The 15,607-nt window shown below is 63.5% G+C and carries 16 protein-coding genes; 11 read left to right on the top strand and 5 right to left on the bottom strand.

Annotated elements, in window-relative coordinates:
• Positions 1–46: 46 nt before the first annotated feature.
• Both OKW40_RS25360 and OKW40_RS25355 read right to left on the bottom strand, forming a co-directional pair.
• Positions 47–277 (bottom strand): hypothetical protein, encoded by a 231-nt coding sequence (locus OKW40_RS25360; RefSeq protein WP_221309100.1) that lies wholly within the window; start codon positions 275–277, stop codon positions 47–49.
• Positions 278–399: 122 nt separating this feature from the next.
• Entirely contained in the window at positions 400–855 is a 456-nt protein-coding gene (locus tag OKW40_RS25355; RefSeq protein WP_184050443.1) for a winged helix-turn-helix transcriptional regulator, read from the bottom strand.
• A gap of 145 nt (positions 856–1,000) precedes the next feature.
• On the opposite strand from OKW40_RS25355, the gene OKW40_RS25350 reads away from it, so the two are divergent.
• The 4 genes from OKW40_RS25350 (at position 1,001) to OKW40_RS25335 (ending at position 5,115) form a co-directional block, all read left to right on the top strand.
• Positions 1,001–1,999 carry an aldo/keto reductase gene (locus OKW40_RS25350; protein WP_429492272.1) on the top strand — a complete coding sequence of 333 codons (999 nt, stop codon included), beginning with the start codon at positions 1,001–1,003 and terminating at the stop codon, positions 1,997–1,999.
• A gap of 16 nt (positions 2,000–2,015) precedes the next feature.
• Positions 2,016–2,327, top strand: coding sequence for a high-potential iron-sulfur protein (locus OKW40_RS25345; protein WP_184059819.1), 312 nt, complete (start codon positions 2,016–2,018; stop codon positions 2,325–2,327).
• A gap of 71 nt (positions 2,328–2,398) precedes the next feature.
• On the top strand, positions 2,399–2,851 hold the full coding sequence (locus OKW40_RS25340; RefSeq protein WP_026226223.1) for a (2Fe-2S)-binding protein: 453 nt from the start codon (positions 2,399–2,401) through the stop codon (positions 2,849–2,851).
• Complete coding sequence (locus OKW40_RS25335) at positions 2,851–5,115, top strand: molybdopterin cofactor-binding domain-containing protein (protein ID WP_429492270.1); 2,265 nt, start codon at positions 2,851–2,853, stop codon at positions 5,113–5,115. Before OKW40_RS25340 ends, OKW40_RS25335 begins: the two co-directional genes overlap by 1 nt.
• A gap of 165 nt (positions 5,116–5,280) precedes the next feature.
• Here OKW40_RS25335 and OKW40_RS25330 read toward each other — a convergent pair whose 3' ends face one another.
• Positions 5,281–5,490, bottom strand: a complete 210-nt coding sequence (locus tag OKW40_RS25330; RefSeq protein ID WP_429353547.1) for an EAL domain-containing protein — start codon at positions 5,488–5,490, stop codon at positions 5,281–5,283.
• A gap of 240 nt (positions 5,491–5,730) precedes the next feature.
• On the bottom strand, positions 5,731–6,168 hold the full coding sequence (locus OKW40_RS25325) for a hypothetical protein (RefSeq protein WP_429492268.1): 438 nt from the start codon (positions 6,166–6,168) through the stop codon (positions 5,731–5,733).
• On the opposite strand from OKW40_RS25325, the gene OKW40_RS25320 reads away from it, so the two are divergent.
• From OKW40_RS25320 to OKW40_RS25290, 7 genes are all read left to right on the top strand, one after another.
• The gene (locus OKW40_RS25320; protein ID WP_429492266.1) at positions 6,125–6,997 is read left to right on the top strand and encodes an efflux RND transporter permease subunit; all 873 of its coding nucleotides are present in this window, start codon (positions 6,125–6,127) and stop codon (positions 6,995–6,997) included. The genes OKW40_RS25325 and OKW40_RS25320 overlap by 44 nt on opposite strands.
• A 24-nt stretch (positions 6,998–7,021) precedes the next feature.
• Entirely contained in the window at positions 7,022–7,258 is a 237-nt protein-coding gene (locus OKW40_RS25315; protein ID WP_184050433.1) for a hypothetical protein, read from the top strand.
• Between the two features lie 240 nt (positions 7,259–7,498).
• Positions 7,499–8,425 (top strand): ABC transporter substrate-binding protein, encoded by a 927-nt coding sequence (locus tag OKW40_RS25310; RefSeq protein ID WP_187619524.1) that lies wholly within the window; start codon positions 7,499–7,501, stop codon positions 8,423–8,425.
• Positions 8,425–10,035: an amino acid ABC transporter permease/ATP-binding protein gene (locus OKW40_RS25305; RefSeq protein ID WP_429492264.1), complete on the top strand. Its 1,611-nt coding sequence runs from the start codon at positions 8,425–8,427 to the stop codon at positions 10,033–10,035. The genes OKW40_RS25310 and OKW40_RS25305 overlap by 1 nt, the downstream gene beginning before the upstream one ends.
• A gap of 64 nt (positions 10,036–10,099) precedes the next feature.
• Positions 10,100–11,350, top strand: coding sequence for an acetamidase/formamidase family protein (locus OKW40_RS25300; RefSeq protein ID WP_429492262.1), 1,251 nt, complete (start codon positions 10,100–10,102; stop codon positions 11,348–11,350).
• A gap of 271 nt (positions 11,351–11,621) precedes the next feature.
• Complete coding sequence (locus OKW40_RS25295) at positions 11,622–14,003, top strand: acetamidase/formamidase family protein (RefSeq protein ID WP_429492260.1); 2,382 nt, start codon at positions 11,622–11,624, stop codon at positions 14,001–14,003.
• A 76-nt stretch (positions 14,004–14,079) separates the two neighbouring features.
• Positions 14,080–14,481, top strand: coding sequence for a RidA family protein (locus OKW40_RS25290; RefSeq protein ID WP_184050423.1), 402 nt, complete (start codon positions 14,080–14,082; stop codon positions 14,479–14,481).
• 47 nt (positions 14,482–14,528) lie between these two features.
• Here OKW40_RS25290 and OKW40_RS25285 read toward each other — a convergent pair whose 3' ends face one another.
• Positions 14,529–15,293: a DeoR/GlpR family DNA-binding transcription regulator gene (locus OKW40_RS25285; protein WP_429492257.1), complete on the bottom strand. Its 765-nt coding sequence runs from the start codon at positions 15,291–15,293 to the stop codon at positions 14,529–14,531.
• Between the last annotated feature and the right edge of the window lie 314 nt (positions 15,294–15,607).

Raw genomic sequence — 15,607 nt, 5'->3', positions numbered from 1 at the left:
AAGACTTCGTCGCTAGCTCGAGCGTCGCATTGGTGCATGCCTTCACTTAAATCAGACGGGTGGAAGGCCTTACTGCGACAGAACCCTCACCAAAACGTGCGAACACGGTGCGCAATGCTCCGACGACGGCTTCGTCGGGGTGCAGCCTGACCTCGCCGTCGGCTTCGCCCCACACCCATCCCGGTGGGCAGGCCGCGGCGCAATTCGCCACGGGCGGCCTTGTTGCGAATATCCCGTCCAGCCGGGCACGCAGGAGATGCAGTTCGGCCTCGCTCATGGTGGCCTTCAATCCGAGCAACAGCCGCTATCGATCGTGGCCGGCCTCGCGTGTCTTGAGACGGTTCAGGAAGACACCGGCGACTCGACCACCCATGGCAAGCGCGCTGCGAACGCGTTCGGCTATTCCAGGCGCGTTTGTGAGCCGGACTCCGCGTCACGGTTCGAAGGCGCGCGATCGGTACGCTTTTCGCCGAGATCGAATTGCCGTCGCGCCGATTCCATTTCCGTCATATGCGCTTCCACCCAGTCCCAGATCCCACAGATCTTGTCGAGCAGACTGCGTCCTAGCGGCGTCAACTGATAGTCGACACGAGGCGGTATCACGGGATGCACATAGCGCGTGACGAGACCGTCGCGTTCGAGTTGCCGCAAGGTCTTCGTGAGCATCTTCTGACTGACGCCCCCCACCTCGTCGCGTAGCCGCGAGAAACGCATCTCGCCATGGGTGCCCAGCGCATCGATCACGAGGATCGTCCACTTGTCGGCGATCTGCTCGATGACGTTGCGCGCGAGGTCATCGGTTTTCTTCTGCGGGTTCTCGGCGGCGTGAGGGCCGTCGTAGCAATTTGTTTCCATGGGGAAAGTATGGAACCTTCAGGTGCCTTCTTGTGATCGCCGGATGCGGCTGAAATAATCGACTCGCTTGCCCGTCCTTTTGGCACGTCGCATTTTCTCGGACCGCATTCGACATGGATGCGGCGCTTTAACCAGAGAGCATCGCATGACTATTGAAACAATTGAAGTTGAGGGTTTATCGACGCCTGTATCGCGTATCGGCCTGGGCACGTGGGCGATCGGCGGATGGATGTGGGGCGGCACTGATGAGAAGGACTCGATTGCGGTGATCCGCCGGGCGCTCGACAGCGGCGTGAACCTTATCGACACGGCGCCGGCGTACGGCTTCGGCGCGTCGGAGGAAATCGTCGGCAAAGCACTGGCCGATGGATATCGCCACAAGGCAGTCATCGCGACTAAAGTCGCTCTCGAATGGCAGGACGGCAAGGTATTTCGCAATGCTTCGCCGGAGCGCATTCGTCACGAAGTAGAGGATACACTTCGGCGCTTGCGGACAGATTACATCGATCTATACCAGGTTCACTGGCCCGATCCGCTCGTGCCAATCGAAGAGACGGCCGCGGTGCTGAACGACCTACGCAAGGAAGGCAAGGTTCGCGCGCTTGGCGTCAGCAATTTCTCTGCGGCGCAAATGGACGCGTTCCGTCGCGTGGCGCCGCTGTCCGCCACCCAGCCGCCTTATAACCTGTTTGAACGCGACATCGACCGCGACGTGCTGCCTTATGTGAAACAGCATGGGCTGGTTGCACTCGCCTATGGCGCACTGTGCCGCGGATTGCTGGCAGGGCGCATCGGCGCCGAAACGCGTTTCGAGGGCGACGATCTGCGTCAACATGACCCGAAGTTCCGTGCGCCGCGTCGTCAGCAGTATGTCGACGCTGTGAAAGCACTGAACGTCTTCGCGCGCGATAACTTCGACAAGTCGGTGCTTGCGCTTGCCGTGCGCTGGGTGCTGGACCGCGGCCCGACGATCGCGCTGTGGGGTGCGCGCCGTCCGTCGCAACTGGACGGACTCGAAGCCGCGTTCGGCTGGCGACTCGACGACGAGGCCTTTGCGCAAATCGACGCGATCGTCTCGCAATTCGTCAAGGACCCGGTAGGTCCGGAGTTTATGGCACCGCCGCAACGTGTTCTGGTGTCGTGAAAGGAGTGTATTGAACATGCGAACCAATCGACGAAACTTCATTGTGCATACCGTTGGCGCCGCGGCGCTGGCAATGACCGGCGGCACTGCGTGGGCCGCGCCCACGCAGCTTCAGGAAGGCGATCCGGCCGCGCAGGCGCTCGGCTACCGGACCGACGCATCGCGTGTCGATCACGCGGAATATCCGCGCTTCAGCGCCAACCAGCACTGCTCGAATTGCCAGTTTTATCAGGGCAAGCCAGCCGACACGAGCGCGCTTTGCGCGCTGTTCGGTGCGAAGCAGGTGAGCGGCGCGGGATGGTGCAACGCCTATCAGGCGAGAGCCTGATCGGCTTGTGCGGGTAAAGCGATACGGCGCATGACGACGTTGGGCCGTTCGCATCGACTACGAGGAATCAGTTGATGGAACTCATTGTGAACGGCGTGCATCACAACGTCGATGCGGATGCGAATATGCCGCTGCTGTGGGCAGTCCGTGATCTGCTCGGGCTGCACGGGACCAAGTTCGGTTGCGGGGTCGGTGCGTGCGGCGCATGCACGGTCCATCTGGACGGTGTCGCTGTGCGTTCGTGTGTGACCGCACTGGCGGATGTTCAGGGCAAGCCCGTAACGACCATCGAGGGACTCGGCAAAGGCGGCGATCACCCGGTGCAGCGCGCGTGGAAGGCCGCCAATGTGCCGCAGTGCGGTTACTGCCAGCCGGGACAGATCATGCAGGCCGCGTCGTTGCTCAAGCAGACGCCGAAGCCGAGTGACGAGCAGATCGTCGAAGCGATGTCCGGCAATGTTTGCCGCTGTGGCACCTATCAACGCATCAAGGCCGCCATCAAGGCGGCAGCGTCGGAGGCGTGATGGGCGAAATCGTCAATCTGAGCCGGCGAGGGGTGTTGAAAGGGACCTTGGCGGGTGGGGTTGTGCTGGGCTTGCAAATCGGCGGCGCGGGCACCGCGCTCGCGGCGAGCGTGCTGTCATCCGCGAATGGCGCGAAAGGGGCTTTCGCACCGAACGTGTATGTCTCGGTCGCGCCGTCCGGCGAGATCATTCTGGTCGTGCATCGTTCGGAGATGGGGACCGGTATCCGCACCAGTCTCGCGATGATTCTTGCCGACGAGCTCGACGCCGACTGGAACGCCGTCAAGGTCGTGCAGGCGCAAGGCGATGCGAAGTATGGCGACCAGAATACCGATGGCTCGCGCAGCATCCGCCAGTTCTTCCAGCCATTGCGCGAAGCAGGGGGCACGGCCCGGCAGATGCTCGTGGCGGCGGCCGCCGTGCAATGGCGCGTGGCGCCAGCGACCTGTCACACCGAGCCGGGTCATGTCGTGCATGCGGCGAGCGGGCGGCGCGTCGCCTACGGCGCGCTCGCAACGGCGGCGGCGCGTCAGCCGGTGCCAAGCCGTGACACGCTGCATCTGAAAGACGAGGGTACATGGCGCTATATCGGCAAGTCGCTGCCGATCGTCGATCTCGACGACATCGTCCACGGCCGGGCGACGTACGGTATCGATGTCGTGTTGCCCCGAATGACGTACGCGTCGATCGAACATTCGGCGGTCTATGGCGCGACGCTCAAGAGCGTCGATTCGACCGAAACGATGAAAGTGCCCGGCGTGCTGCATGTGGTCCGCATTCCCGCTGCGCCGTTGCCCGCCGGTTTCCAGCCGCTGGGCGGCATCGCGGTGGTGGCAACCAGCACCTGGTCTGCGATGCAAGGGCGGCGGAAATTGAGGCTCGACTGGGACCTTGGGCCGAATGCATCGTATGACAGTCAGGCTTATCGCAAGGCGCTCGAGGACACCGCGCGGCAGCCGGGCAAAATCGTTCGCAACAACGGCGACACAGCGGCTGCGCTAAAGAGCGCCGCCCACCATGTCTCGGCGGACTACTACGTGCCGCACCTGGCGCATGCGGCGATGGAGCCGCTCGCCGCGACCGCGTCCTATGCGAACGGTGCGGTTGAAGTCTGGACCGCGACGCAGAATCCACAGCAGGCTCGCACGACCGTGGCACAGGTGCTCGGCGTGCAGGAGCGGGCCGTGACGATCAATGTCACGTTATTGGGCGGCGGCTTCGGCCGTAAGTCCAAGCCTGACTACGTGGCCGAGGCGGCGTTCCTGTCACGCGAGGTCGGCGCGCCCGTGAAGCTCACGTGGACTCGCGAAGACGATGTGCACAATGACTATTTCCATGCGGTGTGCGCCCAGCACATGGAAGGCGGGCTCGATGCGCAAGGCAAGACGGTCGCGTGGTTGCACCGCACGGTGTTTCCGTCGATCAGTTCGACATTCAAGGCTGATGTCCGTTACGGGGCGGCGGGTGAACTGGGGCAGGGCGTGACCGACATGCCTTACGACATCGCCAACGTGCGGTGTGAGAACGGCGCCGCCTCTGCACACACGCGCATCGGCTGGTATCGATCGGTATACAACATTCCCCACGGCTTCGCATTAGGGGCGTTCGTCGATGAACTTGCCGCGGCCGCGCGGCAGGATCCGGTGCAGCACCTGCTCACGCTGCTCGGCACGCCGCGGCATGTCGATCTGCATGCACTAGGGGTCGATTACCCGAACTACGGCGCGTCGATCGACGAGTATCCGATCGACACCGCCCGCCATGCGGCCGTGGTTCGCGCGGCCGCCGTGCGCTCCGGGTGGTCGACCGTATTGCCGGCGCGGCATGGGCGCGGGATTGCGGTACATCGCAGCTTTCTGAGTTACGTGGCGGCGGTCGCGCATGTGCAGGTGGCCGACGACGGTTCGGTGCGTGTGACACGCGTCGATCTGGCCGTCGACTGCGGGCGCATCGTCAATCCCGATCGGGTTATTGCGCAGTTCGAGGGCGCGGTGGTGATGGCGCTCGGCAACACGTTATACAGTGAACTCACTTTCCGGAACGGCGCGTCGGAGCAATCGAACTTCACGGACTACCAGGTTGCCCGTATCGATTCCGTTCCCGAGACACGCGTGTATATCGTGCCGAGCGATGCGCCGCCGGGCGGTGTTGGCGAGCCGGGCGTGCCGCCGACTTCAGCGGCCATCTGCAACGCGATCTTCAATGCGACCGGCCAGCGCATTCGTGCGTTGCCGGTGGATACGTCGCTGCTGAAACGGGCGTAGCGGCAAAATGCAACGGAGTTCGAGCGGCTGCCTACCGTGAGAATGAAATCAGCGTTAAACGATAGAGCTGTCGCGTCAACGGAACGCTGTGCGCGGGCGGCGGTGTTCAGTGCGCTTCGGTGCGCGCCAGTTCTTTCGAAATCGTTTTGCGAACCCGCCGTTGGGTCATCTGCGGCCTGGCAATGACGCAACGGCCGCCGGCTTGCCGTAAAGCCACCCTTGCGCAAGTTCGATGCCGCAGTTCTGCAATGCGTCGTGCTGGGCTGCCGTTTCGACACCTTCAGCAAGCACCTTGCAGCCGAGCTTACAGAACTGTTCAGCCGACGCGCGAATAGCGGCTGCGAAGGGCGCACCCTTATCGGCATTGCGGATCACTGGGCGCGCGTGATCGATGCGGGCAACAAGGCCACGCCGTTTATCGACGAGGTAGTTGCACGGCAAACCTCCGGCGACACCGAAGGGGCGCGCACCGTGCTGCTCCAGCAAGCGCGCCCCGCGCTGGTCGAGTGGCTCGCGGCAATCAACCAGTTGATCGACTTTCAGGAAGCGCTGAACCGGCAGGGCGGTGCCGAGGCACGTCAGATAAGCGTCGATTTCCGCTGGATGATGCTTGCGCTATCCGGACTTGCGTGCGTGATCGGTGGTGGCGTTGCGGTGCTTGTCGTGCGCAACATCGGCCCCTCGCTCGGCGCGGAGCCGCGTGAGCTGATCGCGTTCGCCGATGCGATTCGGCGCGGCGATCTTTCCCAGCGCGCCGGGTTGCGCACCGGCGATACGGCTAGGGTGATGGCGACTGTCGTGCGGATGAGAGAAGCGCTCGCGGACATCGTGGGACAGGTGCGCGATGGCGCCGATGCAGTCGCCGGCATGAGTCACGCGATTGCCGCCGGCAATGCCGATCTTGGCGCGCGCACCGAGCTCCAGGCCAGCGCGCTCGAGCAGGCAACCGGCGCGCTCTACCGCGCAGCGTATTGCGAGCGTGATCGCTCGCGTGCCGGGAGCCGCCGACGTGCAAGCGCGACAGACGGTCGGCCAGCCGTACTTGCGCATCATCGTGAACCGGGATGCGGTGGCGCGCTACGGCCTCAATGCGAGCCAGGTGCTCGACGTGGTGCAGGCGCTTGGAGGCCGCACCGTTGGCTCGATTTCGAATAACGATGGCCGCTTCGACATACGCGTTCGTCTGACGCCGCAAGACCGCACTGATGTGGCGCGAGTCGGCGCGCTACGCGTGAGCAACGGCGCGGGCAAGGCCGTGCCGCTCGCCGAAGTCGCCGACATCCGGATGGAGCCCGGTCCTTCGACGATCGAGCGCGAACAGGGGCAGCGCGTGATCATGGTGCAGGCCAACGTGCGCGGCCGCGATTTCGCCGGGTTCGTGCTCGCTGCGCAACATGCCGTGGCCACGCAGGTCAAGCTTCCGCTCGGGTACCGCCGCTCGAAAAGCAACGGGCGCTGCAGTGCGATGCGCTTCAGCCGATCTTTCAGGGCGGGGCGCTGCTGCACCGCCAGCGCGCCGCACAGGCGGTCTACGAGCAGGCCGGGGCAGTACCGCCTGACGCTCATCAACGCGTTCCAGAACGTTGCCGATGTCTTGCAAAGTGTGCAAGCCGATGCGAAGACGCTGGAAGCGTCCGTGGCCGCCGAACAGGCTGCATCGCGCAGCCTCGATATCGCTCGCCGGAAGCTGCAGACGGGGGAGATCGCTTACCTGTCCGTGCTGACGGCACAGCAAAGCTATGAAACGGCGCACGTTGCCGCGATCCAGGCGAGGGCTGCGAGGCTCGCGGACACGGTGGCGCTCTTTCAGGCCGTCGGCGGCGGCTGGTGGAACAGGTCGGATGCGCTGGTCTCGAGCGCGGCGCTAAAAGAAGCTCATTGAGTCGGATCACGCGACACATTCCTCATGATACGAACTCTCGTTGGCCTGATCTTCGTCGCTCTGCTGAACGGCTGCGCCTATTCGTCGGCACAGGCTCACCGTGCGCCGCTTGCGCAGACTGCGACAACCCGGACCGTCGACTATGCGGGCCTGCCCGGTGGCAATCAGCAAGTGCACGTCAAATCGCCGGCGTGCTACTTCCCGCGCGAAGCGCAAATACCTGCCGCCACGCTGCAGGCGGGGACGGCGTCATCGCATTGAGTACGACGCATTGCGCCCGGCAGTCGAAGCGTCCAGCTTGCCGGGCGCGCTGCCGACTCGACTGGCCGTGCGACAGCATCGACCCGCTCGCGGCGCTGATGTCCTGCTTCGCGCCCGTGCAAGCATTTGGGCGCGCTGGAACAAGTCCACGGAATTTCGTTCACCTACCCTTGGCCTCGTGCGATGCAACGAGGCGTACATAGGGTGGGCCTTTGACATCTGCCGTTCAGGAGTATGGGGATGAACACAAATATTGTCGGTCATGGACGTGGCATGCCGCGCGCAGGCGGTTTTGGCCGCCGCTGGCGCGAGCTGCTTCTCGGCGCAGCCAGTCTGCTGGCGCTGCTGATGTCGGGTCACGCTCAAGCCGCCGCGCCGGTGCCCGCCGAGTGCGCCGCGTTGCAGGCGAAATACCCGCAATTCAAGGGCAAGACGCTGATCAACGCGATCAACCCGCACACGCCGGGTTACGAAGCGCTGGACCCGAACGATCCGACGAAATACATCGGCTTCGACATCGATCTCGGCGAGGCGATCGGCAATTGCCTCGGCTTCAAGATGGCGTACAAGCCTGTCGCGTTCTCTGCGCTGCTGGCGACGCTGCAAAGCGGTCAGGCCGACATCGTGATCTCCGATATCTATGCGACCGAGGAGCGCGCGAAGGCGGCGGACTTCATCACCTATTCGAAAGTGTTCGACGGCGTGCTGGTTGCGAAGGGCAATCCGAAGAAAATCAGCGGCATCAACCAGACGATGTGCGGCACGACTGCTGCGGAGAACACCGGTTACGTCGAAGTCCCGCTGATCCAGAAGCTCGCACCGGCTTGCAAGGCGGCGAATAAGCCGGAAGCCGCCGTGCAGCTGTACGACAACAACGCGAACGCAATCCAGGCGATTCTCTCAGGCCGCGCCGATACGTACATCAACGACGTCAATACGGTGGACCAGGCGGTCAAGGCGTATCCGGGCCAGCTCGAAAAGGCCAATGCGGTGACACTGCCGTATTCGATCGGTATCGGCGTACCTAAAACGAATCCGGCAATGCGCGCGGCGGTAATGGCGGCGCTCGTCGCGATCCAGAAGTCCGGCACCCAGACCGAGCTGCTTAAGAAGTGGTCGCTTGGTGCTGAAAATCTCGAAACTCCCAAGCTGATTGCCTCGAACTGATGAATTTGTTCCTGCACTATGTCGGCCTGCCGTATCTGTTAAGCGGCATCGGTTTCACCATCGCAGTCACGCTCCTCGGGCTGGCAGGCGGTCTGATCGTGGGACTGGTGCTCGCGAGCATGCAACTGAGCAAGGTGGGGCCGCTTGCCGTCATCGCACGCGGCTACACGGTGATTTTTCGCGGAACGCCGCTGATCCTGCAACTCGTGTTCGCATACGACGCGCTGCCGCACATCGGTTTGAAGCTGAGCGCGATGGGCGCCGCGGGTCTCGCGCTTGCGGCGAACGAGGGGCCGTTCATCGCGGAAATCCTGCGCTCCGGCGTGCTCGGCGTCGACCGTGGGCAAGTTCTTGCGGCGCAGGCGCTCGGCATGACGCCGACCGTGTTGCTGCGCCGTGTGATCGCGCCGCAGGCGATCCGCACCATGGTGCCGGCGCTCGGCAACGAATCGGTCAGCGCGTTGAAGAACTCGTCGCTGGCTTCCGTGATCGCGGTCGACGAACTGACCTTGCGCAGCACGCAACTCGCGTCGTCGACGTTTGATTTCTTCTCGATCTTCTTTGCGTCCGGGCTGATGTATCTCGTGCTGACCGGCTTGATTGCCGCGATCCAGCTATTCGCCGAAACCGCGCTCGATCTCGATCGCAGTCCGTCCGGACGCTTTGCGCGACTGCTGCCGTGGCGCCGGGCCGCGCTCGCCGTGGAGCCCTCCGCCGCAAGCGCGACGCTATCCGTCGGTGCGCAGCTCGACGCCGCGCCCGTGCCGGTTGCGCGCAAGGCCCATGCGGAGCGCGCAAGCCGCTACGAGCTATTGCAGAAGCAGAAAGCGGCGGTGCAGGTGAAAGGGCTGAGCAAGCGTTACGGCAAGCAGACGGTGCTCGACGGCTTCGACCTCACGGTCCGCTTCGGCGAGGTCATTGCGCTGCTCGGGCCGAGCGGATCGGGCAAAAGCACGCTGCTGCGCTGTATCAATCACCTGGAGCAGTGGGATGCCGGCGAAATCCGTATCGGCGGCAAGCGCATCGGTTTTCGGGTCGACGGTCAGCCAATGACACAGGGCGACCTCGCCAACGAGCGAGCGAGTGCCGGCGTCGGCATGGTGTTCCAGCATTTCAATCTATTCAGCCATCTGACGGCGTGCGAGAACATCGCCGGGCCGCTGCGCTGGGTACACGGGATGCCACCGGCCGACGCCGAGCGCCGCGCGCGCGAACTGCTCGAACGCGTCGGCCTCAGTCATCGCGCGGATGCGTTGCCGCGACATCTGTCGGGCGGCCAGCAGCAGCGCGTCGCGATTGCCCGCGCGCTGGCGCCGAATCCTCGCGTGCTGCTGCTCGACGAACCGACCTCCGCGCTCGACCCCGAACTCGTCGGCGAGGTACTCGACGTGATTCAGCGGCTCGTGGACGAAGGCGGCCTGACCATGATCATCTCCACGCACCAGTTGCGCTTTGCCGATCAGGTCGCCGATCGCGTCGTGTTCATGAGCGGCGGCGCGGTGGTCGAACAGGGACCCACGCATGAAGTGCTCACCCAGCCGCGCCATCCGTTGACAGCTCGATTCCTGAGCGTGATGGGCGCGGACGACCGGCTCGAAGTCGCGTCTTGACGGCGCGCGCCATTCAGCATCGCCCGGCCGTTCGTGCCGGGCGTCTTACGAGGTTCGAACAGACATGAAGCACCATACACTCCCGGTTTCGCCTGAAACGGTTCATTGGGGTTACTTCAGCAAGCAGGTCGCGCCCGCGTTGATGGTGCGTTCCGGCGACCGGATCACGATCGAGACGCTGACCCACCATGCCAACGACGACCACGAACGGATGGTCGCGGGCGACCCCGGCGCCGAAAGCATCTTCCACTGGACTCGCGAGCACAAGGCCATGCCGCGCCGGGGCGCGGGGCCAACCGATGGACCGTTTACGCTTGGGTCGGGCGAAGGTGTCGGCGTGCATCTGCTGACCGGGCCGGTCGCGGTCGAAGGGGCCGAGCCCGGCGACGTGCTCGAAGTGCGAATCCTCGACGTGCGCCCGCGGCCGAGCTGCAATGCGTGCTATCGCGGCCGTTGTTTCGGTTCGAATGTCGCCGCATCGTGGGGCTTTCATTACCACGATCTCATCGAGGAGCCGAAGCCCCGTGAAGTCGTGACGATCTTCGAGCTCGATACCTCGGGCGAGCCATTTGCGCGTGCGGTCTACAACTACGTGTGGACGCCGCAAACCGACCCGGACGGCGTGGTCCACGCGATGATCGATTACCCGGGCGTCAAGGTCGACCCTACGCGGGTGAACAAACGCGAGAACATCCTGCCGAACGTGAAGGTGCCGGCCAGGCTGCATTTCGGCACGATGGGGCTCGCGCCGGCGGAACTCGACTATGTCAGCTCGATTCCGCCCAGCTACACCGGCGGCAATATCGACGATTGGCGCGTCGGAAAAGGTGCGCGGATGTATTACCCGGTCGCGGTCGAAGGCGCATTCTTTTCTGTCGGCGATCCTCATGCAGCGCAGGGTGACAGTGAACTTGGCGGTACGGCGATCGAAACCTCGCTCACCGGCGACTTCGAGTTCGTGCTGCACAAGAAGAATGACCTCGGCGGCACGATTCTCGAAGGCCTCACGCACCCGATGCTGGAAACCGACGACCAATGGTCCGTGTACGGATTTACTTTCGCCAATTACCTGGCAGAACTCGGCCCGGCCGGACAGACCGAGGTGGCACAGCACGCGAGCCTCGACAAGGCAATGCGCGACGCGTTCCGCAAGCTGCGCCGTTTCCTGATGACCGTGCACAGGCTAAGCGAGGATGAGGCCATTGCGCTGATGTCGGTCGCCGCGGATTTCGGCGTCACACAAGTGGTCGACGGCAATTGGGGTGTGCATGGATCAATTCGCAAGAACGTCTTTGTCGGCGGCGCCGGCCGCTGAGACGTCCCGCTCGGGCCGCAGGCGATTCGCCGCGCGTGTGCGCGGGCGTCCCGTATGCGTCAGATCAGTGCACAGGGGCGTTGCTGGTGCCTGCGCGCGCAATCATCGCGGTCGGGCGGCCACCGGCGCTCGGGCCGCCGCGCCCTCGCGATGCACCCGACCCGAGTTGGTGCGGTTATTGCTTTTTTGGGCGACCCGTACCGCTCGTCGAATCTGTCCTCGGGTAGCGGGCGTTGCGCTCGTGCGACGGGCGTCTGTTCTGGAGTCAACGTTGGATTTGCTGCGCTTTACTACCGAGTCCTATTCGGAGGCCGAACGGCTTCGCGCGTGGGTTAAAGCGCTTGACACGATGGGGTGGCGTAGCGGTGCGATTGCTTCTGTGCGGGCGTTGCGTGGCACGATCGTCGCGCAGCGCTCGCCCGGCGGTTTCGATCTGGGCCTGCTGGCGTCGGTGGCGCAGACGCTCGAACCGAACGCTGCCGGTGGCGACGGCGTGCTGATTGTGCTGCACCTTGACGGTGTGGCGACGCTGCAGGCCAACAGCGGACGTCAGCCTCTGGCAGTGAACGACCTCGTCTTTCTGCCGTCGGGCGAAGGCGCCTCGCTGCTCTTCGCGACCGATTTCCGCGCTTTTGTCGCGCGTGTACCGCGCTCGGCGATCAGGGGGCGGCTGTTTGCATCGTCGATGAACGCCGGCCGGATCGCCGGAGATGTCGGTGTCGGGCATGTGTTTTCCGGTTTTCTTGCGTCGCTTGCGGAAGGCGTGGAGATGTTGTCCGCCAACGACCTGCGTCCGCTCGAGCTCGCACTGGTCGAGTTTCTGGTGGCGATTCTGTCCGTGCAACAGCGCGAAACGCCGATTAGCGGACTGACATCGTCACAGGCGGCCATCTTCTCGCGCGTGTGCCGCAGTATCGATGCGCAACTGGGCGACCCCAACATCAGTCTCACGCGTCTCGCCGCAGAAGAGCGCGTCTCGCAGCGCTACCTGCAAAAGCTGTTCGAAAGTGCCGGCCAGAGCTTCTCCACGTATTTGCGGCTCAGCCGACTCGAACGCTGCAGGGCCGAACTCGTCGATCCGCTCCACGAAAAGACGTCGATTTCGGATATCTGTTTTCGTTGGGGCTTCAACGATCCGGCGCATTTCAGCCGTGCGTTTCGCGAGCAGTACAAGACGTCGCCGCGCGCCTTCCGTCATGAAGCGAGCCTCGATTTGGCCCGGCATGTGGTGCAGCGCATTTCGCGCGGATTGCCGCTCAACACGGATGCGCTGCTGGTTCCCGCGCAAGCCGCGGCGCGGGAAGCAACGCTCGACGCTGCCGGCGCGATCGTGGCCAGTCGCCCCGTCGACACGCGAACCGGCTCGAGGCAGGCAATCAGCAGCCGGTCCGGCAAGCCGCGCCACCACCTGTTGCGTGCAACGGCCAACACGGTGCATTGGGGCTATTTCTCACACGACCTGAAGCCGGTGCTCGAAGTCGACAGCGGCGATAGCGTGACGATCGAGACACTGACGCAGCATGCGTCGGACGACTGGGCGCGTATGGTGGCCGGCGATCCAGGCGCTGAAAGCGTGTTCCACTGGACCGCCGAGCGCAAAAACGTGAACCGGCGCGGCGCCGGACCGATCGACGCATCGATCTACGGTCGAGGCGCAGGCGAAGGGTTTGGGGTGCATATCTGCACCGGCCCGATTGCGGTACGTGGCGCCGAGCCGGGCGACATACTGGAAGTCAGGATCCTCGAGGTGCATCCGCGGCGCTGCGCGAATCCGCAATTCAGCGGGCGGGCGTTCGGCAGCAATGCGGCCGCGTGGTGGGGTTTCCATTACCGTGAATTGTTGACCGAGCCTAAACCGCGCGAAGTCGTCACGATTTACGAACTCGACGCAGAGCCCCGGCCGGACCAGGGCACGCCCTTTGCGCGCGCGGTCTACAACTACCGCTGGACGCCACAATGCGATCCGTTCGGTGTCGTGCATCCGACCATCGACTATCCGGGCGTTCCGGTCGATCATTCCACCGTTGAGGAAAATTATGGAATTCTCAAGGGTGTCAAGATTCCGGTGCGCCCGCATTTCGGTCTGATCGCGGTCGCGCCGCAACAGGACGGTCTCATCGACTCGATTCCGCCGTCCGCGTTCGGCGGCAACCTGGACAACTGGCGCGTCGCACAGGGTGCGAGCGTCTATCTGCCGGTGGGTGTTCCCGGCGCATTGCTGTCGGTCGGGGATCCGCACGCATCGCAGGGCGATTCCGAGCTATGTGGGACGGCGATCGAATGCTCGCTGACGGGCGAGTTCCAACTGGTGTTGCACAAGAGAGCAACTCTGGCCGGCCAACCGTATGCGGATCTCACGTATCCGCTCGTCGAAACCGACGACGAGTGGGTGCTGCATGGATTCAGTCATGCCAACTATCTGGCTGAATTCGGCACGCACGCGCAGAGCAAGGTCTACGAGAAGTCGACGCTGGATCTCGCGATGCGTGACGCGTTCATCAAGACGCGCCGCTTTCTGATGACGACCAAGGGCCTTACCGAAGACGAAGCAATCTCGTTGATGTCGGTCGCAGTCGACTTTGGTGTGACACAGGTCGTCGACGGCAACTGGGGTGTGCACGCGATCATCCGCAAGGCCTTGTTCACGGAATAATCATCTTGTCGTGCGTGCGCGATCGGTCTGCCGAAGCGGTGCGCACGGTGCTTTCCTTTTTCCGGAGTTACTTCGAATGGATGTATCTACAAAATTCTGGATGGTCGAGGGCGGCCCGACACCGGTAGGCCCTTTCTCCCATGCAACCGAGCACGACGGCTGGGTGTTTCTCACAGGCCAGATGCCGACGTCGCCGGAGGACGACAACGCACCGCTTCCCGAAGGCGTGGCCGCCCAGACGACACGAGTGATGGACAATCTGATCCTGGTGATGAAGGGGATGGGTCTGGGCCTCGAACATGTCCTTTCGGCGCGGATTTTCCTGACCGAATTCAAACGGGATTACGCGACGATGAACGCGGTCTATGCAGCTTATTTTCCGGCCGGGAGATTGCCGGCGCGGACCTGTATCGGCGTAACCGGATTGGCGCGTGACGCGCTCGTCGAAATTGACTTCATTGCTCGCAGGCCGAGTTGAACAGCGACTCGATGCAGCCGTTATACCTGGCAGTCAATGTGCCCATGCTACCGCGTCGTCTCGACGGTCACCTCGCCGTGCAACAGGAATGAGGTCATCTCAGGTGCGTCGCGACGGGCATCGGTCACGAGCGTCCACTCGCGTTCGAGCGGTGTCCAGTATTGCTGGCTTGCGCGGTCCAGTTTGTGCGAGGTGACCAGTACGAAGAGTTGGGCAGCCTGCCTGATGACGCATTCCTTCAGGTAGGCCTGCTCCGCTGACGCCTCGCAGAGGCCTCGGTCAGCCACCACGCCGTCCGCGCCGAGAAATGCCTTGTCGACCGACAGGCGGCTCAAGGCAAGCTGCGCAAGCGGGCCGAGCGTGCTCATGCTGGTGGGACGCAGATCGCCGCCGATCAGCGTGACGGGCACTTCGCTCGCAGCGAGCGTGTTGACGGCCAACAGATTGTTGGTCACAACGCGAACCTCGCGACGGCCGGCGAGCAAACGTGCCATTGCCGCGGTGGTGGTGCCGCCGTCGAGAAAGATGGCGTCGCCATCCTGCACATGGCTCACGGCCGCGCGCGCGATGGCCTCCTTTTGCTCGCGAAAACTCTCGCGGCGGCTATCGAGCGATTCCTCGGGTTCGTGAATACCGAGCGAAGCGGCCGCGCCTCCGTAGGTGCGCACGATGCGCCGTTCGTCGGCGAGCGCGCGCAGGTCGCGCCGAACCGTCGCCTCGGACATGCCGAAGTGCTCGCACAACGCGCTCACATCGGTCATGCCGGAGAGGACGGCCTGCAGCATTGCCTCGCGGCGGTTCGTAACTTTCATGGTGAGGGTTTGCCTGGGTGGTGCGCCGTGTAAAGGCGTCGAATCGCGTAAGTGTAATCAAACGGGCTGGCGGGGCAATGGGGCGGGGCGGGCAGGTGTGCGCCGCGCGAATGTGCCCGCCTGCGGCTGCAGGCCTGTTGCGTCAAATTGACTAAATTGATTGAATCGATCAATTCAGGCGAAAGCCATCTCCACCATCATTTTCAAAATTCCATCTGCAAAAAGAGGATATTCCAGAAAAATTTGCGTGAAGCGAGGGGCGGGCGTAGACTCATAAATGATTGAATCGATCATTAAAGTGATCATGTCGATCA

The sequence above is a fragment of the Paraburkholderia sp. RAU6.4a genome (assembly GCF_050435625.1).
Taxonomy (GTDB): domain Bacteria; phylum Pseudomonadota; class Gammaproteobacteria; order Burkholderiales; family Burkholderiaceae; genus Paraburkholderia; species Paraburkholderia tuberum.
The sequence above is the reverse complement of the archived record's forward strand: the minus strand, read 5'-3'. Positions and strand labels throughout refer to the sequence as shown.